Below are 20,142 nucleotides of genomic sequence, written 5' to 3'. Positions count from 1 at the left end.
TGCTAGGACGCGATTGCTTATCGAACCTTCCTGCGCTACCCCTCGCCGGACTAGCGGCAGTCCAATGAGAGCTTCTCCGCGCTCGGTCGCGTATGCGCTCAGCGTCCTCGGCGCCCTGTTCCGCGACTCATCGAGTAGCGCCACGTCCTCGCCAATCCTCGCACCGCCGTGAGGTAAAGGCGGCACTCGTGCTCTCGTGCAGCGGAGATCTTCTCAATGACCCAAACACTAGCTGGACATTGTCAAACGCGCTGTGGCATTCACGCCCGCGCCGGTACATCTCCGCCGCAGCCACTACACACAAACAGGTCGGGAAACCATCCGGCTGGATGGGCAAGAGGATCTTGGCGTAAGCGCGGAGGATGGCCCTGATTTGGGGGGGCAACGACTCCAGCAACACCATCGTCAATCAACACAGATGATACTGAACAAGGGGCCGTGTTTCAGCAGCCACGAGCGCTGCTTCCGGGCGATCACGCGATGCGATGTCGGATCCAGACGGCAGCCTCTTCAACGGAAGACAAGACTCGGCACGGGAAATCGCGTTCGATGGCCAAGTGCCGCTGCTTCAGAAGCGTATGCATCGGCCCGTCAGTCAAGAGGGCGTCACAGTAGCCTAACGCGGCGCCAGCATGATGGAAGTCTAATAGGTCGTTCGTATCCAGCTTCTGCGTGCTATTCCAGCGTAGCACTGCATGCAGCAAGGCCCCGACTTGCAAAGTGCGCAGAGCCCGCCGACCGGCGGGTTTCCGAACCGCTGCCCGTAGCAAACCTAGACACTGCCTCGTGATTCCCTCCCGCTCATCCGGCGATGGTTGGGTGTCATGGCCCAGGGACTCTACGGTCATGTCGTGCAGCACGTCAGCGGCGATCGGAGCTGCGAGTTCCAGAACGCCATTGATTTCGTCACGGAGACGGGACACTGAACCCCAGGCGCGCCCCGGGTTGCGCTATTGTACCCGGCATAACAGGCGTTCCTATTCCACGCCCCCCTTGTCTCGTCCTCGACTTTCTCGACAACAGAAGGGCGAGGCGGCGCGATTTGAAGAATTTCAACACGGCGCGCCGATCGGGAGAGCGGATGATCTCGATAGCCGTTACGGCTCGATTTGGTCGAACGCCGGTGAAGGAGAAAATAGACGCACGCATGGATGCACCGCGACACCTAGACATTCCCGGTATCGGAGAGCCCTTTGCAACTCGCTGGCGTCTGTCGCTCATCCCCGGCGTGCTCGCCTATAGGGGATCTAGGCTGGTCAATCCGCTGATCACATGCGCAGGCGCCATCACATGGTCGGGTAGCAGCCTATCGGCCTCCGATAGCCGGATAACTATGGACCATGATAAAATCCCGCTCGACTCGCGGATAGATTTTTTGCCATCGTTTCATGGCATGTGAAGCAAATGTTCGTGGATATGCTCCTCGGTATCCCTCTATATATTGCGAGATAATCGCAGAAATGCGTAGGAGTATCCGCGAGTCTCCTGCCCTTCGATGAGAATGATTAATTTAACAAATCTCAAATCCGCCAGCTCACGACGAGATCTCTCAAAGTTATTGGACGTGAAGCCTGGCATGCTTTCCTTCGCGATTTATAAAAATCCCGAAGCCGTTCGATATAAGCGATTTGAGATTCCAAAGCGCCACGGAGGCACGCGGGAAATCCTCGCGCCTGCCTCGGAGCTGAAACTGTTACAGCAGCGATTGTCGGTTTTGTTGCAAGACTGCGTGGCCGAAATTACCTCCGCTCGTGGGTTTGCTGAGGACGGCACACATTTCGGCATCGCACACGGATTCAAGAGATACCACACAATCATGACGAACGGGCGTGTGCACGTCACACGCAGGTTCGTTTTCAACGTGGACCTACATGACTTCTTTGGCACGATTAATTTCGGGCGGGTCCGTGGATTCTTTCTGAAAGACAGGAACTTCGCGCTGCACCCTGAGGTAGCTACTGCCATCGCCCAAATTGCCTGCTTCGAGAACAAGCTACCGCAAGGAAGCCCCTGTTCGCCCGTGATCTCGAATTTGCTCGCCCACTCACTAGACATCCAGCTTGCTCGACTGGCGGCAAGGCACGGGGCAAGTTACACCCGTTATGCAGATGACCTGACATTCAGCACCAACAAACCAACTTTCCCGGCTGAAATTGGGGTGCTTGACGACGCTCACGACTGCTCGCCCGGCGCGGAGCTCGAGCGTATTGTGACCAGGAGTGGTTTCAGCTTCAATCCCACCAAAACGCGGTTGCAGTATCGGGACTCGAGGCAGGAAGTAACCGGCTTAACGGTAAATCGGAAGGTTAATGTACCTGCGAGCTACCGATACACCGTGCGCGCGATGGTCGATAGGCTGTTCAAGACCGGAGCATTCGAGTTCATCTACAAGAAGAAAGACGTATTGGGAAACGTCATACTCGAGAGACGTGTCGCTGGCCAAAATGGGCAGTTGCTCGGGATGCTTTCATACATCGACCAAGTTGACCGCTTCAACCAGAAAATATGTGAAACGAGCGGGCGTGAGCCGGAAAGCACAGCCGGTCGTGTGGAACTGTTCCGCCGCTTTCTCTACTTTGACACCTTCTACGCTACCCGCCAACCTATCATCGTCTGCGAAGGGAAGACGGATAACGTCTACCTCCGGTGTGCTATCAAGAGCCTTGCGGCGAAATACCCAAAGCTGGTTACTCCTGGAGTTCAACCGAAGTTGAACGTCCGTTTTTTTAAATATGCGGAGACCCGTACAGGTCAAGTGATGGACTTGACCGGCGGTGTCGGGGGTATTTGCAAGCTCTTAAAAAGCTACAGCGAGGATATCGAAGGAATATTCAGGGCGCCGGTCCCTACATTTCCGGTCATCGTGCTCATCGACAATGACAAAGGTGCGCACGGCGTCTACGAAGTAATTGCCGGCATCACGAAGAAGCCGAAGCCGCTTGGACTCGCCGACTTTATCCACGTGACAAGCAATCTCTATGTTGTGCCAACACCGTTCGGCCCAAAGAAAGCCTACACAGCCATCGAGGATTTTTTTGATGCGCCAACCTTAGAAACAGAACTCAACGGAAAAAAATTTAATCGAAACAACAAACTCGATGATTCGAAGGAATACGGAAAGGCAGCATTTGCGCGAGACGTTGTCGCGAAGAATGCAGCAACTATTGATTTCACGGAGTTCCGCGCCATTTTTGACAGAGTGATGAAGGTATTGGACGACTACGAGGCTCGGAGAAAATAACTAGCGACGGATATTTGCTAACCTGCGGGCGCATTTCGAGCTACCAGCCGTCTGCGGAGCACTCGCGCCCGATTGATTTCCTAATCCACTCCGCCAGCTCACGTCGACGGCCGCTCCAGTGAAGTGATCCGTCCAACCACGCGCGTCACCAATGCATCGGCCTCCTCGTTCTTCACGTTGTGTCGACCATGGGACTGAGGGAGTACGACGCGTGCGATCTCAGCTACAGTCAGAAACTGCGCATAGTTGCTTGCCGTTTTCGCACCGGCGGTGAGGCACGCTTCCTTGCCAATATTCGTCGCCAGCAGGCCGCAGTCCCCACACACCACCGCTCGCCTGCTGTTATAACGTTCGCCCGGTGCGTAGAAGGCACGATCCGCCAGGACAAGCGTCCAGTCCCCTTTGTTGGATTTGCGTACCGTGTCGTGCTTCGTCCGGCCACACCCGGGACAGCGCCAACCCTCATCCACCGCGTTCCACTCCTTGGCGAAGGTGACTTTTGCAACATAGTCGATGTCCTTCGGACGAGGCCGAATCCGCGGCGGCGCATGAACGACATGCCGCCACGCGCTGACATGTGCAGGTGGCGGCGGTTGCTTTCCGCCCGCCAACTCGTAGATGACGCCTGGTGCTCCGTGCTGCTGCTGAAGATATTCAGCGTGCGCTTTCACAGAATCCGCGCGCTGCGGGTAAGGCAGTTCCTGATACCAGTGCCTGTTCGTGGCCGCGATGTTCGCAATGCGCTCGATGATCTTCAGGCGCAAAGCGAACGTATGCTCGTGACCCTGCCAGATGGCCGCCGCCTCCTCGATGTCGATGACGTGAGGCATGTTGAGACGCGGGCGAACAAATCGCCGGATCTCCTGCGGTGAATAGGAAAAATCCTTATGCGTGCCGACGGCGCTCTTCGCCGTGGGATCAGCGGAATTGCAATCATCGCAGATCATCGCGTTATCGTAGGCCGACACCATGGGCGCGGCGCGCGACGCAAATCGCTTGGCGAATTCGTCGGCGACAACCCTTTCCTGCTGTTTGCATTGGCGCTCGAACTCCGCCTTGACCAGGTCCTTCATATGATCGTGGTGCTCGACCAGCCGGCACATCAGATGCCCCCTGCTGTTCACTCGTGCGATTTCCGGCTTGGTTCGCCCGCACGCCGGACATGCCCAGTCCATGGGAGTACATGCCCATCCGAAAGTCATGTCCACGCTCTTCGTGCCGAATCGCTCCATCAGCGTTCTTGTCAGCGGCGACATGACGCCATCTAACGCAATCGAGCCACACGCCACCCCAGCGAAGAAACGCTGCCGCGACTCTTCGTACGTGCCCTTCCCGTTCTCAACGCCCATCGACTTTCCGTTCTGTTCTAAGACTGCCGGCGGTGCCGGTGGCACTTGGTCGCGGCAGTGCGGTAGGGAACGCTGCACTAGCGACTTCGAGCTTCGGACCACCTTCGCAAACCCAATCGAGTCGCCTCCGATACCTGCTATCGGTAGCCGAGGCTTTTCCCAGTAGGGTGCCCGTAGAGCGTCATTACTAGAAGCGTCTTCCCGATTCGGACGTGCTATCTCTCGAGCCGAACCCGCAGACGGCGTGCTCGCTCCCGAAATGCTTTCTCTCCCCCTTCCAGGATGTCGCAGACGACCTTCCGGATCTCGGCGTCTTCCAATCCTCCGGCAGTGTACGTGAACGACGGCAGGCCGCCGACTCCTGGCGAGCTGGCGTTGGCTACGATGACCTGATCGGCATCGGTGTTAATCACTAAATTGGCGTTGTGAGTCACCATGATCACCTGCCGCTTGGATTTGGCCGAGATGAAGAGCGATACCAGTTCGTCAAAGACGGACTTGGGATCAAGGTTCTCTTCCGGTTGATCAATGATCAGCGGCCGGTCATCGGCATCGTCCAGAGCCAAGTAGAGGAGCAGGAGAACGATACCGCGGGTGCCTGGCGAGAGCTTCCGGATGTCGATGCCGTCATACAGGATCTCGTACCTGACCGCGATGTGGTCCGTACTGAAGAGCCAATGTGCGAATCTTTTAGACCACTGCCGGAAGGCTTCTTGCTCGGCTGGAGCGAGCGGTGCTTGAGCGCGCAGTGCCTTGTAGTGAGCGGTGATGAACCCACTCATCGCAGTTTGCACCTCTGCGGCAGTACCTGTTTCCCAAGCCGATAGTAGCTCGGCGCGCACCGTGTTCTCCAACGAACCTCGACCATAAAAATCGCCAGCCTTGCGGCAGTCAATCAAGTCATCCTCACCGACGCTTGCCCATCGAGCCACGTCGGCGATCCGAGATACCTTAAAGCTCAGCTTCTTCAACGTCCCCTGCATGGCGCCGAGACGTTTCATGAGCGGCGCGTACAGTTCGGTCAGGGCGTTTTGCTCCTTCACTACAGCATCGAACAACCGGCCATACGCAGCTTCCCGCTCGTGCTGAAATGTCTTGCGCCGTTCCGTTGCCCCCTTTGCGTCGTCCGATCGTGTCTTCAGGGCTTGCAGGGCGACCTTCTCGGTAGCAATCTTCTTGGACAGCGTGGTGTACTGGTTCCGCACCACAGTGTCGGCACTTATGCGCTTTTCGAGACGTGCCATCTCTGCCTTGAGAACGGCCAACTGAATCGTCTTCAAGTCCGCGTCCGCCCGTATCAGCGGGACGGCGGGGTCGCCCTCGGACGGAGCAACACCATTTAGCTTTACGATCTCCGCGTCTGCCCAGGCGACGTAGTCGGCGAGTGCCGTGTCGACGTCACCTTGGTAGACCAGTAGGAAGTCATCCCATTGTTTCTGGTTAAGGCCACTGTTTGGATGACGCGCCATGGCCTGTCGCAGCAATTCCGGCGCCTTCGATGTTCGCGTGTTCTTAACCTCGTCCTGCATTGCGACGAACGTCCTGCGCTGATTCGCCAGGGCATGGACCCGCGTACTCACGGCCTGCGCGGCTTCGGTGAGATCGGTGTGCCGCTGAACCTGCACTTCGGCGCCCTTAACCACGAGCTTCGACAGGTCGACCGCATAGCCGGCCAGCAGCTTTTCCTTCGCCGCAACCTGGGTTGCGAGGCTGCTGACGATGGCTTCTTTCTCTAGTTCCTCGGCAATGCGGTCCGACATCGCCACTATCGCTTCGTCCTCCAAGCGACGTGCGTGGCGGAAGCGAGTTGTGCGCTGGTCGCGCAGTTCCTCGAAGCTATATGCGCCGTCGTGGCCCTGTGCCGCGTGGGCCTCAAAGATCACGCGCTCTATTTCCCGCACGAGCCCTTCAGACGCGCCCTTTGAGGAACAGAGTTCTTCGACGAACTGTTGCGATAGATAACGGGCGCGAGGAAAGGCCATGACGTCGTTGGCATCTCGACCATCGAGATAACAGTCGGATTCATCTCCACTGCCCCAGCCGAGCTTGACCGTTGCCTCTCCGATGAGCGGACGCGCGCGAACCAGGAAGGACGGGCTGACGTCACCGTCGGCTGCCCATGCGGCCTCCGAGATGGCCTCGCATCCCGCCGCGATCATGTCTGCCAGGGCTGTCTTTCCTGACCCCCTTGCGCCGATGATGGCGACCAAACCGGGATTCAGCGGCACAACTTTGGTCGCGGCCCAGGGCGCATCAAATATTTGCACATCCGATATCACCTGCGACGGCATTGCACCGGTTGGCGGCTCGCGCCCCACATAGGCGCGCCCGTCTGGGTCGATGCAAGCTTGTTTCAGGCTGTCGAATGTCAACGCTCCCTTTACCCAAGAGAACCTGTCATCCTCCGGTTTCCCGATGGAAGCTAAATCGTGAGCATCGCTCCCATGCAAGCATGGCTTGCATCCACCATACCTGTCGTGCATTTGGTCGAGGCTTACGGTGCGCTTCCCCAACCAGAATTCGCGCTGCGCTGGACTGCTCGCAAAGATGACATGTGCGAACTTTTCAAGTTCCTGTCGGATCGTCTTGTCTGCTGCTTGGCGCACGCCAGATGTACCGTCACCTTCGCCGCCCGCTATGGCGATGAGGATGTTGTTGTTGGCCCAAGCACTCTCCTTGAACGCCTTGCGCAGCGAATCAAAGTTGACCTTGAACTGCGTGGCCCCTTCAACCAAAGCGGCCCGATCGTCCCTGATGGCACTGTCAGAAGCCTTGCCGAGGCGAATCAGGTCTGCCTTAGTGCAGTCAAAGCGATCATCGAAGGCGTTGAACTGCAGCCGGGAAAGGAAACGCTTGATTTCCTCAACGTGAGCCAAGTCGGTCGGATTGACCAGCAGATGCACGTTTACGAAGCCCTTCTTAGCGGCGATATCGAGGCGTAGCTCGACGTTGGGAAGCAGGAACTTGACGTTGGGCAGACTGCCGGCGGCCTTTCGACGAACTACCTCTTCATAGGTGTCCGTCGTATAGTAGTCCGTGACCGCAAGGGCCTCTATCACTGGCGAGCAGCTTTCCAGGGCCTTCAGGTAAGTGTCCCATGGGTCTCCCCCGCCAAACTGATTGTTCAGAACGGTGCCAGGGCCGTGAATATGCGGCTCCCAACGATGCCACTCCGATCCCCGGCTCATCATGTTGTCCTCTCTGACATTTTATGGTGTCGTGGTCACTTATTTTGGCTGAATGACAGCCGATGCAGGTCAAGGGCGCGAACAGCGCGGTCAGAGGTGCGCCGCGAATCCGCCCAAAGCGTAACTACTTGCCCGCGGGCTCCGTGCCTTATCACTGGTAGGCCGGAGACTCGAGTGCGAGAAGCCTTCGGATTGACTGCCGAGCTACGGCCGCCCCAGCCTATATTGGCCGCTCAGATTTTATCTTTTAATGACGGTTCCCGGCCGACTAGAGAATTATGCGATTCGCATAAGGACATCGCCCATCGGACCGCGGCGATTGTGCTGGTCGCGCCGTCGCCTGCAAACCCGGAGAATGTCACGGCTGGTCTCGAAACCGGCTGCTATTGCTACCAACCACCTTGACCTAGCCGCACCTGAAGCTCTGGCCGTGGCGCTCAACGAATTCGAGGGCTCGGTGATGCTCGTTAGTCACGACCGGGCCCTGCGGCGCGCCGTATGTAACTCGTCACCAAGGGCGGCGCCGAGCCCTTCGACGGTGAACTGGACGATTACCAATAGTTCCTGCGCAACGAACCCCGTCGCATGCGCGAGCAGGCTGTGGGAGAGCAGAAGACCATCATTTGAGATACCTCGAGGCGGCCGGCGGGTGGCTTCGACATTCGAACGTCATTGGCACATTCGAAAGCGGCCAACTGCATCCGACCGGCAGGCCAGTTGCAGAAGTCAGCACTCTAGAACCAAATGTCGGCTTCAGCGTGGGTACGGTCCCCCTCCGCCCGAGGAAATATGCAAAAATCGTCCGAAATATGACGGGGAACCGGATGAAAAAGAATACTGTCTTCAAGGGTAGCGCCGCCATCGGCAATTCCGGTATCAAGAAGCACTTCAAGAATGCGGAGCCCTGGCAACCGCTGTTCGAGCTTGTCTGGAATGGCTTCGATGCTGCCGCGAGCTCCGTATCTGTCACAGTGGTCGAGAACGATATGCACGGCGTGGAACGTGTCGCCGTACTGGACAATGGTGACGGCATAGAGTTCGATACCTTGAACGACACATTTGGTAGCTTCAACGACTCGGCGAAGAAGACCAACCTCTCGATGAAAGGTGAGCATGGTCGCGGGCGCCTCGCGTTCCATCTGCTTTGCCGTAACGCATCATGGTTCACCAGGTTCAACAACGTCGATGCAGTAATCGACGTCGCCGAACCGACCATTAAAGATTTTGAAGGGCGGCTTCTGGAGAGGTCAGAGCAAAAGCAGGTGCTACTGACGCAAGGAAAGGGCACACTGGTAGAGCTCTCGCATTTCACGGGCGCTCTGCCGGAGTTGGACGAACTTCGCGAGAAGTTCTCGGCCGAGTTCGGCTGGTACCTTGTCGTGCATCCGGAGAAGCAGGTGATGCTGAACGGAATTCCCGTTCTGGTTCCCAAACATGAAACGGTTCAGGAGGAAATTGCAGCCGAGGAGGCTATCTTCCAAGCTCAGGTGATTCGCTGGGAGAAACGACCCACCTCGGAGAAGTCATTCCTATACCTGCTCAATTCCAGTGGTGCACCGGTCTACAAAGTGCTGAGCTCGCTCAACCAGAAGCCCAATTTTTTCACCAGCATATGCGTGACATCGGCGTGGGCTGACACCTTCTCGAGAGAGCAGGATCTGCTGACTCTGGAAGCGCACACACCGGCGTCGTCAACCTGGAAGAAATTCAAGTCACAGTTGGACCGCTTGAGCCAATCTATCTATGATGATTTCCTGCGCGTCCGAGCCGAGGAGGTCGTGCAGGGCTACGAAGATGAAGGCTACTTCCCGAGCTACGCAGGAATGGATGACACGGAGAAGGCATGGCGGCACCAGCATACCCGCGATCTGGTGCGAAACATCTACATCGCTGAACCCCGCGTCTTCCATAACACCACCAAGAAGCAGGCGAAGCTCATCATTCGACTTCTAGATAGGCTCGCCATATCGAATGAGAACGACGCCCTGTTCGAGCTGCTAGAAAGCGCGCTCGACCTTGATGCGAAGGCGATGCAAGATCTAGCGAAGCAACTGCATCGCACAACGCTCGAAAATATCGTCGCTAGCATCGAGGTGCTGCAACGACGGGCTACCGCAGTACAGCAGTTGCGGTATGTGATGAATGAACACTATCGCGAGGTTCTCGAGACGCCTGACCTGCAAAAGATTATCGAGAGCAACACATGGCTGTTCGGGCCGCGCTACGAGACCATAGGTGCGGAGGAGGACACCTTCGCCAAGATTGTTCGTCGCATGCGAGATGAAGTCATGACACGGTCTCCGCTGAGCATGGAAGACGTAGATGAAGAGGCAGATTTTTCCGGTGCACAGCGGCAAGTCGACCTCTTCATGGCGCGAAAGTTCCCCGCCTTTGATTCGATGGGGAACAGGGTCTACAAATGCATCGTGGTGGAGATAAAACGGCCAGCGATATCGCTTAACAAGAAGCACCTTCGGCAGCTCAAGGACTACGCGGAAATCATCGCTAGTGAACCACAGTTCAAGTCAGACAAGATGCACTTTGAGCTCATCCTCCTTGGGCGCCAGATTTCCTCTGCGGACTCCATTATCACCAGTCGTTTGAACGCTCACGTCTTGCGCAACGACCCAGGCCTCGTGACTGATGACCCGCGCATGAAGCTATATGTCATGAACTGGTACACACTGCTTGATGGCTTCGAACTGACGCACGGCTTTATGCTCGAGAACCTTAAACTCAAGCGCGATGACTATTCCGACGCGAGCAGAGAGGAGTTGGTTGCAGAATTACAGGTCGAGCACTAAAAAAGAGCGCTACCACTGAATGAGCCGCGCGACATGGGCGGTGGGGTATGCGGATTTCGTCGAACATCTTCGAGCGCAATAGGACGCTATCCTGCGCGAGAAACTACACGCTTCAGAAGCAGGGGCCACTTTGCGTTGCAAGGCAGTCGTCGGTCAACGAAATTCGAACGGCGACCGTGGGGCGGGTGGCCGGTGAGGCCCTCGCTGACCGACCACTCGTTTCCCACGGTCGAACGACGCCTTCCGGTCGTGATGGTGCATTCAACGGTGGTGAGGGCTGTCATTCGTCGACGCCGCTATGCGAAGGTCCGCAATGGAACGTACAGTCGCCCCACGGCCCCGGATCATCGACCATCAGCTAAGGACGAACTGCTGCCCCCAAGGCGCCGATGCGGCTGACCGGACAACTCCGCGAGTGGCCCTTGGATACCAGTCCCGACCGGCTACAGCGGGTCCGCATTCTGTCCACTGTTTCGGTTCGCGGCCAAGGCTACCAGTGTAGTCAGATAGCGGAGCTTGGTCGTAGTCCCACACCATTTGACTTTACAGATCAACTGTCTCCGTCAGGTTAGCGGCACGCTAGTACGTCAAGCCAGCATGTGCGTCGCCTCAGCGTGGCGCCGAAGTTCAGATGGCGAGAAGAGCCTTGCTTAACGCATCCTGCCGTACGCCTGACTGAACGTGGATCTTCAGGGCAAGCGGTCACGAATGGCGAGCAGCAGACCGAGGTGTCTTTCAACGAGCAGCGGGATTGCCGATTCGCCGCGGGTCCATCGACCGATGGTCCGACTGCCGTAGCCCGGATATTCAGCGAACGTCACCTGCGTCCAACCGAGGCGCGCCAATGCCCGCATCAAACGTGACGTTCAGCGTCGGGACCCGGTACCGGGATAGTCCACTCATCCCCCGCTTCGCCCGCTTCGGGTTCACGCTCTCGCCGAAGTTCCAGGACGCGCCCGTGAGCGACAACGACTTTCAGGTCGAATCTCACGCCCTTTCGGAAGTGGAACAAATAAGCCGTGAAGGAGACTGTGTCGCTGCCGAAGTAATCGGCGCTCAGAAACTGTCGGCGCGCCACACGTCCATCACTTGCCACCCAATAATCGGCCATGGCGCAATCGAGCGACTTTGTCTGCCACTCCTTTCTCGGCAGGTCTTCGGGGAAAGGCTCGAACTCCTGAGAAAACTCGAATGTATCGTTCATCCTCGAGCGCGGCTTCGCTGATGTTAGCGTCAACCAAGGTTAGCACAGCCTCAGTCTCCGAACTGGGGACTGCAAAACCAGTTCTCGCCGCCTCCGCGCGACACCATGCTCGTCGCGCGGCGTAGCCCCAGACCATCCGTATCAGGGGTGGACGTTGCTGTGTTGCGAGCCCGAACGGCAGTTGAGGGTGTTCAGGGTCGATATGCCTCCTTCACTCACCACCGTAGAGCGCGAGCGTTCGCCGGCAGACCGCATGGTCGCCCACCGAATCTTGACAGTACCCCTGATGCCAGCGTCAAGCCGTGCCGAGCCGGGACAGGCGTCGCTTATCGTGGCGATGCGACAGACCATCTGCGGATAGCGAAGGGATTGTGCGGGCGAGTGCAGCACGGCGAGTTCACCGGCTCGCCGTCCCGGCTCTGCTACTAGCATTCCTGCGCTTGCTCAGGTAACTGGCACGGACTCTCCTTCGGCGAAGAACCACGCCGACATCGTCCGTGCCAGTTCGAGCACGACCTCCGCGTCGGTCCGGCCGGAGGACGCGCGCACGTGGAACGAATGATCTGCGTCGTCCACCACATGCAGCGTGGCGCGTGGCCCCAGCGTCTCGACGACCGACCTCAGCAGGTGAAGCTCGGCCAGCTTGTCGCGCGTGCCCTGCAGGAAGAGCATCGGCACCGTGACGTCCGCCAGGTGCCGTGCCCTCTCCACGCCGGGCGCGCCGCCGGGTGCAGCGGGAACGCGACGAAAGCGAGGCCACGCACGCCGTCGAGCGGGGAGATGGCTTGCGCCTGGGACGTCATGCGGCCGCCGAACGACCTGCCGCCCGCGAAGAGCGGCAGGGCTGGCAGCCGCCGGCGGCCCTCTGCGACTGCTGCCTGCACGGCAGCATGTGCCACGGCCGGCGAGTCCACCCGCCTGGAGCCCCGCTCCATGTACGGAAACTGGTAGCGCAATGTGGCGACATCGGCCGCCGCAAGCGCGTCGGCCAATGACGACATGCCGGCATGCTGCATGCCCGCCCCGGCACCGTGCGCGAAGACATACAGGGCTCGCGCGACCTCCGGCACCCGGAGGAGCGCAGAGACCTTGGTGCCGTCGGGCAGCGCCAGGGAAAGCGATTCTGGGTCGTCCATCGTATTCAGGTCGTGTCGTTGTGGCCATTGCGCCGATTCTGCATCAATGAGGCAGCGGGAGCGTTTGTGGCGGCGTCCGGCAAGGCATTGCGCAGGCGGAGTTTGCCGGCCGATCCATGGAGCGCGCGCCCGTCGTGAACGGCGCCGCAGTCGCGATATGTCCAGTGCCGCACTGCTACTTACGGCCGACATAGCCCTTTCAATCACGAAGCGCCGCTCAAGAATTAAGCACCCACTGGCGACCGGGTGTCGCGCTGCACACACGGGTAAAACCTTTATAGTGGCAGCGTTTGGGTCGCCCCTCTTTTTGCAGTGCGGTCCAGATCGCCAAGCGCGATCGACCCCGTGTGCGGCCTTGCCGGTTGTCGACAGCCATGGCGCCGAAGTGATTCGGCCCCCTGTCAGCTTCGCCAGTTTCTGCCTACACCTCGAAAGGAAGTCCCTGTGAAATACATTCCCCGCATCGCCGCATCTGCCGCCCTCGTCGTCGTCGCTTTCGCTGTTGTCACGTTCGCCCAGATCAAGTTCGCGCCCCAGTCCGCAGACAACAACCCGCTCGCACAGATCGTCCTCAACGTCGAGTCGCAACTGAACGGCTGATCCCCGCCGTCAAAGACAGGCGGCGTCCTCGGCGCTCTCGCGCCAGTCGCCACCCGTCCCGCAGCACCACGCGCACTGCTGGCAGGCAGTGCCAAACTCATGTTTGAGCGTTTCCAATCCCTCGTCGCACGCCGGATTGCTGCACGGAAAGAACGTCTGCATTTCTCCCCCCTGGGCGTGCACCAAAGCGCCAGCGCACACGATTGGAAAGCCCGTCGCCATCCACATGGGATGTGCAGCGGGCTGCACGGATCGTCCTGAACGTCGAGTCGTGGAACGGCTAACACGCCAATCGAAGGCGCCGCGCGCATGGCGCTGCGTCATAGATCTGCAACGCCTGGAGCACGATCCAGCGACGTCCCTCGCTGCGCTTGCGCGCGCGGAGCACTGTTACGAGCGGTCGCGGTTGGAGTGGCTGCGCTGTCAGTGGCAGTTGCGCCTGGCAGGTGCCCATGCGCTGCTACCTCCCGTCGTCGGCCCCATTGTTGACTGGTATATGCTCGACACATATCGATGAAAATCAGACATTGCGCGCTGCGCGAGGGCCGCCGAGGCCATCGAAGCCGCCGCGCAGTTGCGGCCCGACGTCGCGCTGCTCGACATCGGCTTGCCCGACGTGGACGGCTACGAACTGGCGCGGCGGCTTCGCCCGAAGGACGCCACGACTCCCGTCCTGATTGCGATCACGGGCTACGGACAGGCCGACGACCGCCTGAGGGCGCAGTCGGCCGGCTTCGACTACCACTTCGTCAAGCCCGTCAATGTGGAGGGTTTGCTCACGCTGCTGTCGTCCTTGACGGGGCGCGGGCAAGCGAGCGGCGCCGACAACGGTGCGACGTGAGGCGGCTCTGGTTCGCCAGAATTGGCTCTCGAGACGGCGCGTCGCGACGCGGCTATTTGTCAGTGAGACTGCGAAGATACTTCGTCCGAGCGACGCCTGACGCAGATAGCGGGGAAGCGACGCGCAACACGGGACGGCCGCCCGCTCGTTGAACCCGCGAACGGCAGTTCCCTATTTGCAAGCAGTCGTTACCCTTCACCAGTGCGCGCGACGGCTCAGGGTCGTGTCATGCCTCGTGCATAGCGCGCTCGCCCGAAACGATTGCAGCGCCCGGTCGTCGGGCGCTAGCCGGCCAACTCTCGCCATCGGTCGCGACGATGAGTAGTTCGCTTGAACGTCGCGTCGTCCGCTATCAACCGACACTCATTAATTCGCCAGGGCCGTAGATATCTCGATCAGGCTTCCGCGATTATTGCGATATTTGCAAATATTCATTGTCCGAACTGGGTCTCAAGATTTGCTTTTTCCGCCGATAGATAGTTAGGGTTTTACCCTTAAGGGCTTATGCTTATGCTTGTGTCTCCTGTGCGGCGACCGGGAATGCCTCGAAAAAGATGAAAAAAACATTAAAAAGGACGTGAAATGAGCATTGCGGATTTGAAAATCGGCACTCGCCTGGGATCGAGTTTTGGCGCTGTTCTGTTACTGGCGCTTATCTTGATCGCAGTCGCGACTTCGGGTTTGTCGCGCGTCGGCGATTTAAGTGAGACGGTGGTCAGTCAGGATTGGCCTAAAGCGGCCGCCGCTTCGGAAATCGACACGTTGATGCGCTCCAATGGCCGAAGGACGTTGGAGCTGCTGGTGTTCGACGATTCCGCTGCAAGAGAGCAGGCATTTGCAACAATCTCCGAAAACAAAAAAATATTGATGATCTTGTCCAGAAACTGGATGTGATGATCAAACGGCCAGAAGGGAAGTCCATGCTGGCCAGATTTAAGGACGCGCGCAGCCTATACGTCGAATCCTTTACACAAGTAGGGAATTTAGTGAAAGAGGGAAAGCTGGACGACGCAAAGCGAATTGCCAGCAGCGAGACACTGCCGCGTCTGGATGTGGCAACTAAGGCCATCAAGGATCTGACAGCCTTTCAAGGTGCGCAGATGACGCGGGAGGGGCAGGAAACGATACAGACGATTGCTTCCGCACGCACGCAAATGTTTATTGTCGGCGGCGTTGCGGTCCTGGTAGGCGCGGTGCTGGCGTTGTGTATCACCCGTTCAATCACCCGTCCAATCAATGAAGCGGTACAGGTTGCCGTAACGGTCGCCACGGGGGACCTGACTCAACAGATTGAGGTCAAAAGCCGGGATGAGACGGGACAGTTGCTCGGTGCGCTCCGCGAAATGAGCGACAGTTTGCGCACTGTCGTCGGCGATGTTCGTCGGGGCTCCGACATGATTGCCACTGCAACGGGTGAGATTGCTGCGGGCAACGTGGATCTGAGTGCCCGTACGGAGGAACAGGCAGCTTCGCTTGAGGAAACTGCCGCGAGTATGGAGGAGCTGACGGCGACTGTCCGCCAGAATGCCGAAAGCGCCAGGCAGGGCAACATGCTGGCAGCGAATGCGTCGGAGGTGGCCACGCGCAGCGGTGAAGTGGTCGGCCGCGTGGTTCACACCATGCGCGAGATTTCAGATAGCTCCGCGAAAGTGGCTGAAATCATCGGTACGATTGAAGGCATCGCCTTCCAGACAAACATTCTCGCGTTGAATGCAGCGGTCGAGGCCGCACGGGCGGGGGGATCACGGCAAGGGTTTCGCCGTCGTCGCCAGTGAAGTGCGCACCCTGGCTCAACGTTCGGCTAGTGCCGCAAAGGAAATCAAGGATCTGATCGATGAGTCGGTTAATCGCGTGCAGATTGGCGAAACCCAGGTTAGCGAGGCCGGAACTACGATTGATGAAGTGGTATCTGCTGTGCGCCGGGTCGCGGATTTGATGGGTGAGATTACAGCGGCGTCGGAAGAGCAGCATCAAGGCATCGAGCCGGTGAATCAGGCCGTGGTGCAGATGGATCAAGTCACGCAACAGAATGCCGCACTGGTTGAGCAGGCTGCGGCTGCTGCGCAATCGTTGCAAGAGCAGGCATCACACTTGGTGGCACAGGTTGGCGTGTTCAGGCTTCAGGGATGAGGTGAGGGTCAGGCTGCGTCGAATTCCCTGCGCATTAGGCGCACCCGGCATCGACAGCATAGCCCGGAGTAGGCGTTGCACTAACGGTCATCTGGTGCCGTTATGACCCGCTCTGCTCCGGGGGTGCCTGTATGGGTTTCGGTTCTAATCTGAACAGCTGATTGACTTCGCAAACCGGCCACCCGGCTTTCCGATGAGGCTGCGTAAGTGACAGGCTTGAGCATGAGCACGCAAGTCGATGGGGATTCGGGGCGTTTTGAGCGACTTGCGTGATGTAGCTGAGGGGATCTCCCTCAGGCATCTTGCACAAACGACGCCCAAGGGAGAGTCTCGCGTTTTCCAAGACCCGAGACCTTTGCAGTGTGCCACACGAGTGCCCGTAATCCTGACTTCTATCGCCTGCTGCTGCGGATCGATCAAGACTTCGCCGAGCAAACCCGCTCGCAGCGCTGCCGCCGCTGCAGCGGCGTTCTGCACAGAGCCCGCTATCCCCGCAAACCGCGCGGCCTTACCCGGGAAGCCCGCGCCGAGTGCGGCGATTTCCGCTACAGCTTCTGCTGCGCCGAGTGCCGCCGTCGCACCACGCCGTTCTCCGTGCGCTTTCTCGGCCGCCGCGTCTACGTTGCCGCAATCATGGTCGTCGTCAGTGCCACGCGCGCCAGTGCCGGCACGACTGCCGCAATGCATCAGCTCGGCGAGCTGGGCGTGCCGCGCGCAACGATCGCGCGATGGCAGCAGTGGTGGCAGACCGACTTCGTCAGCACGCCATTCTGGACGCTTGGGCGAGCGGCGTTCGTGCCGCCCGTCGAGACCGTGCAGGCGCCGGCGAGCCTGCTCGAGCGCTTCGCTGCGGCGTTACAGCCTGAACCACTCCTGTGCCTGCTGCGCTGGCTCTCACCGCTCACCAGCGCAAGCGCCATGAGCACCGTACGTGAGGGACGGTAGCCGCCCGCAGAACTTCTCGCTCGCCCCCTCCGAACAGCGCTTGTAGTCTCGCCTCTCCCTGAATCGCGGCGCGGTGCGCCGCATCTTTGGAGAACGCATGACTGAACTTCACGATCTACCCGTGCGGGATCGTTGGGCGCGCTTGCGCTTTGCGATCGTCGGCCCCTTGCTCGCAGCACCGCCCGAGTCGGGGCAACTGCGCGAACTCATCACCGCGCTGGCTGCCAGACGCTGGCGTCATCCCCTCACGGGCGACGATATCCAGTTCGGCCGCTCGACCATCGAACGATGGTTCTATCAGGCCCGTAAGGCGCCACACGACCCGGTGGCGAGACTGCGCAACCGCAAGCGACCCAGTGGCGTCGGTGCGAGCCTGGCGCCGCAGACGGTACAGGCGATCCGCGCGCAGTACCGCGACCATCCCGGCTGGACCTGCCAGTTGCACGTCGACAACCTCAAGGTCACGCTCGGTGCGGCGAACCTGCCGTCGTACACGACCGTGCGCCGTTACATGCGTGCGCAGGGCCTGTTCCGGGAACGCCAGCCCCGGCACACGAGCGCCGGCGCGATGCTCGCGCGCGATCGCCTCGAGAAGCTCGAGGTCCGCAGCTTCGAGGTCGAGCACGTCAACGCGCTCTGGCATCTCGACTTCCATCACGGCTCGCGCAAGCTGCTCACCCATGACGGCCAGTGGATCACGCCGATGCTGCTGTGCGTGATCGATGACCGCTCGCGCGTCGTCTGTCACGCGCAATGGTTTCTCGATGAGACTGCGCGCAGCCTGATCCACGGACTCGCCCAGGCGTTCCAGCGCCGTGGGCTGCCGCGCGCGCTGATGACCGACAACGGTGCGGCAATGCTCGCCGAGGAGACGACTGCCGGGCTGCTCGCGCTCGGCGTGCTGCACCAGACGACGCTGCCATATTCTCCGTACCAGAACGCGAAGCAGGAAACGTTCTGGGCACGCATCGAGGGGCGCGTGATGGCCATGCTCGAAGGCGAGCCCAATCTCACGCTCGAACTGCTCAACCAGGCCACCCACGCCTGGATCGAGCGCGAGTACCATCACGCGCATCATTCCGAGATCGGCGGCACGCCGCTCAAGCGCTATCTGGCCGGTCCCGACGTGCGGCGCGAGTGTCCCTCCAGTGATGCACTACGCGGCGCATTCCGCATTGACGTCACACGTGCCCAGCGGCGCTCGGATGGCACCGTAAGCCTGGCCGGCACGCGCTTCGAGATTCCCTCGGCTTACCGGCACCTGCAGCGCGTACGCCTGCGCTACGCCCGCTGGGACCTGAGCCGCGTCGATCTCATCGACGCCGACAGCGACGCCGTGCTGTGCCCGCTGCGACCACTGGACAAGGCTGCCAATGCCGACGGTCAGCGCCGTCGCCTTGATGCCGCCAATGTCGAGCCGCCACCGGCCAGTGCGCCCGGCATCGCACCGCTGCTGCGCCAGATGCTGGCCGAACATGCGGCAACCGGGCTGCCGCCGGCCTGGATTCCCGCTGACTGGCAGGAGGGCGCATGAGCCAACGCCTGCAAGCCCTCTACGGCCTGAAGTGGAACCCGTTCTCGCCGGAGCTGCCGCTCGAAGCGCTGTACGTGCCGCCCCGCGTCGAGAACTTCTGCTGGCGCATCGAGAACGCGCTCGTGCGCGAAGGCGGCTTCGCGATGATCCACGGCGAGCCCGGCACCGGCAAGAGCGTGGTCATGCGCGTGCTGGCCGAGAAGCTCGAGCGGCTCACCGATCTGATGGTCGTCTCGATCAATCACCCGCAAAGCAGTCTCGCCGACTTCTATCGCGAGATGGGCGACATCTTCAATCTGGAGCTCAAGGCACACAACCGCTGGGGCGGCTTCCGGTCGCTGCGCGAGCGGTGGCTATCACATCTGCAGAGCACGCGCCGACGTCCGATCCTGTTGATTGACGAGGCCCAGGAGATGAGCGCCGGCGTACTCAACGAACTGCGGCTCATGGCAAGCGCCCGCTTCGATTCGCAGCCGCTGCTGTGCGTGGTGCTCGCCGGCGATACGCGCTTGACCGACAAGCTGCGGCGCGACGAACTGCTGCCGCTGGGCAGCCGCATCCGATCTCGCCTGGCGACCGAGAAGGCCACGGTAGATGACCTGCTGGCCTGCCTCGATCATCTGCTCGCGAGCGCCGGCGCCCCGCAGCTGATGACGCCGCCGCTGCGCCACACGCTGTGCGAACACGCGCTGGGCAATTACCGCGTGCTCACCACGCTTGCCAACGATCTGCTCGCCACCGCCGCGCAGCGGGAATTGACCGAACTCGACGAGAAGCTGTACTTCGAGGTCTTTGCCCCGTCAACGCCATCCTCGCGCCGAACGCCCGCACGTCAACCACCCAATGGAGCCCGATGACATGTCCCGTAAAACATCACCTCACAAACCCGATGCGGCCCGACGCCTGCCGTTGCCCGAGCTCTCCGACGAGGCCGCCTACATGATGCAGTTCTTCATCGAAGACTTCTATCTCTGGTTCAGCCGCGCCTACGCTACCCAGATCCGGCGCTACCGCGAGCCTTGGTACCGCGGACCGACGCAACCGCCGCATCAGGTCGTCGACGAGCCGTTCTGAAACAACAACGGGGGCTTCATCGCCCCCGTTTTACTTCGTCCCTTGAACATCATTTAGCTTGCCCATTGCCCCATCGATTTACGTGCTCACGCTCAA

The 20,142-nt window shown here is 59.8% G+C and carries 11 protein-coding genes and 4 pseudogenes; 11 read left to right on the top strand and 4 right to left on the bottom strand.

The window, feature by feature from the left end; translation table 11 throughout:
* The first annotated feature begins 1,495 nt into the window (after positions 1 to 1,495).
* Complete coding sequence (locus tag BMI01S_RS32255; protein ID WP_081723604.1) at positions 1,496 to 3,241, top strand: retron Ec67 family RNA-directed DNA polymerase/endonuclease; 1,746 nt, start codon at positions 1,496 to 1,498, stop codon at positions 3,239 to 3,241.
* 98 nt (positions 3,242 to 3,339) lie between these two features.
* Here the strand turns inward: BMI01S_RS32255 and BMI01S_RS32250 are convergent, their stop codons facing one another.
* Together BMI01S_RS32250 and BMI01S_RS32245 are read right to left on the bottom strand one after the other, a co-directional pair.
* On the bottom strand, positions 3,340 to 4,590 hold the full coding sequence (locus BMI01S_RS32250) for a hypothetical protein (protein WP_028232758.1): 1,251 nt from the start codon (positions 4,588 to 4,590) through the stop codon (positions 3,340 to 3,342).
* A gap of 215 nt (positions 4,591 to 4,805) precedes the next feature.
* A complete protein-coding gene (locus BMI01S_RS32245) occupies positions 4,806 to 7,781 on the bottom strand; it encodes a TrlF family AAA-like ATPase (RefSeq protein ID WP_028232759.1) in 2,976 nt (991 codons plus the stop codon).
* Between the two features lie 388 nt (positions 7,782 to 8,169).
* On the opposite strand from BMI01S_RS32245, the pseudogene BMI01S_RS39725 reads away from it, so the two are divergent.
* Both BMI01S_RS39725 and BMI01S_RS32240 read left to right on the top strand, forming a co-directional pair.
* Positions 8,170 to 8,405 (top strand): annotated as a pseudogene (locus tag BMI01S_RS39725) (ABC transporter); the annotation flags it as partial.
* 197 nt (positions 8,406 to 8,602) lie between these two features.
* Positions 8,603 to 10,582, top strand: coding sequence for an ATP-binding protein (locus tag BMI01S_RS32240; RefSeq protein WP_028232760.1), 1,980 nt, complete (start codon positions 8,603 to 8,605; stop codon positions 10,580 to 10,582).
* An 853-nt stretch (positions 10,583 to 11,435) separates the two neighbouring features.
* On the opposite strand, the gene BMI01S_RS32235 is transcribed toward BMI01S_RS32240, so the two are convergent.
* Together BMI01S_RS32235 and BMI01S_RS43970 are read right to left on the bottom strand one after the other, a co-directional pair.
* On the bottom strand, positions 11,436 to 11,786 hold the full coding sequence (locus tag BMI01S_RS32235; protein ID WP_042292013.1) for a hypothetical protein: 351 nt from the start codon (positions 11,784 to 11,786) through the stop codon (positions 11,436 to 11,438).
* 444 nt (positions 11,787 to 12,230) lie between these two features.
* Positions 12,231 to 12,922: pseudogene (locus BMI01S_RS43970) on the bottom strand (alpha/beta hydrolase family protein).
* 444 nt (positions 12,923 to 13,366) lie between these two features.
* On the opposite strand from BMI01S_RS43970, the gene BMI01S_RS41340 reads away from it, so the two are divergent.
* From BMI01S_RS41340 to BMI01S_RS32190, 8 genes and pseudogenes are all read left to right on the top strand, one after another.
* On the top strand, positions 13,367 to 13,522 hold the full coding sequence (locus tag BMI01S_RS41340) for a hypothetical protein (protein WP_154671546.1): 156 nt from the start codon (positions 13,367 to 13,369) through the stop codon (positions 13,520 to 13,522).
* A gap of 526 nt (positions 13,523 to 14,048) precedes the next feature.
* Positions 14,049 to 14,363 carry a response regulator gene (locus BMI01S_RS32220; RefSeq protein WP_409372326.1) on the top strand — a complete coding sequence of 105 codons (315 nt, stop codon included), beginning with the start codon at positions 14,049 to 14,051 and terminating at the stop codon, positions 14,361 to 14,363.
* Positions 14,364 to 14,945: 582 nt separating this feature from the next.
* Positions 14,946 to 15,397, top strand: a pseudogene (locus BMI01S_RS44200) (MCP four helix bundle domain-containing protein); the annotation flags it as partial.
* 141 nt (positions 15,398 to 15,538) lie between these two features.
* Positions 15,539 to 16,493: pseudogene (locus BMI01S_RS44195) on the top strand (methyl-accepting chemotaxis protein); the annotation flags it as partial.
* Positions 16,494 to 16,853: 360 nt separating this feature from the next.
* Positions 16,854 to 17,438, top strand: coding sequence for a hypothetical protein (locus BMI01S_RS32205; RefSeq protein ID WP_042292005.1), 585 nt, complete (start codon positions 16,854 to 16,856; stop codon positions 17,436 to 17,438).
* Between the two features lie 97 nt (positions 17,439 to 17,535).
* Positions 17,536 to 18,972, top strand: coding sequence for a DDE-type integrase/transposase/recombinase (locus BMI01S_RS32200; protein ID WP_042292001.1), 1,437 nt, complete (start codon positions 17,536 to 17,538; stop codon positions 18,970 to 18,972).
* A complete protein-coding gene (locus BMI01S_RS32195; protein ID WP_042291998.1) occupies positions 18,969 to 19,829 on the top strand; it encodes an ExeA family protein in 861 nt (286 codons plus the stop codon). Before BMI01S_RS32200 ends, BMI01S_RS32195 begins: the two co-directional genes overlap by 4 nt.
* A 1-nt stretch (position 19,830) precedes the next feature.
* On the top strand, positions 19,831 to 20,046 hold the full coding sequence (locus BMI01S_RS32190; RefSeq protein WP_028231560.1) for a hypothetical protein: 216 nt from the start codon (positions 19,831 to 19,833) through the stop codon (positions 20,044 to 20,046).
* The last annotated feature ends 96 nt before the right edge of the window (positions 20,047 to 20,142 follow it).

Source organism: Paraburkholderia mimosarum LMG 23256 = NBRC 106338, assembly GCF_000739815.1.
In the GTDB taxonomy this organism is placed as follows: domain Bacteria; phylum Pseudomonadota; class Gammaproteobacteria; order Burkholderiales; family Burkholderiaceae; genus Paraburkholderia; species Paraburkholderia mimosarum.
Note: the sequence above shows the minus strand (reverse complement) of the source record. Positions and strands in the feature narration are given on the sequence as shown.

Bases quoted from the DNA above. Each gene is read 5' to 3' on its own strand.
- BMI01S_RS32190 (WP_028231560.1), top strand. From the start codon at position 19,831: ATGTCCCGTAAAACATCACCTCACAAACCCGATGCGGCCCGACGCCTG.
- BMI01S_RS32250 (WP_028232758.1), bottom strand. From the start codon at position 4,590: ATGGGCGTTGAGAACGGGAAGGGCACGTACGAAGAGTCGCGGCAGCGT.
- BMI01S_RS32245 (WP_028232759.1), bottom strand. From the start codon at position 7,781: ATGATGAGCCGGGGATCGGAGTGGCATCGTTGGGAGCCGCATATTCAC.
- BMI01S_RS32235 (WP_042292013.1), bottom strand. From the start codon at position 11,786: ATGAACGATACATTCGAGTTTTCTCAGGAGTTCGAGCCTTTCCCCGAA.
- BMI01S_RS32200 (WP_042292001.1), top strand. From the start codon at position 17,536: ATGACTGAACTTCACGATCTACCCGTGCGGGATCGTTGGGCGCGCTTG.
- BMI01S_RS32255 (WP_081723604.1), top strand. From the start codon at position 1,496: ATGAGAATGATTAATTTAACAAATCTCAAATCCGCCAGCTCACGACGA.
- BMI01S_RS32195 (WP_042291998.1), top strand. From the start codon at position 18,969: ATGAGCCAACGCCTGCAAGCCCTCTACGGCCTGAAGTGGAACCCGTTC.
- BMI01S_RS32240 (WP_028232760.1), top strand. From the start codon at position 8,603: ATGAAAAAGAATACTGTCTTCAAGGGTAGCGCCGCCATCGGCAATTCC.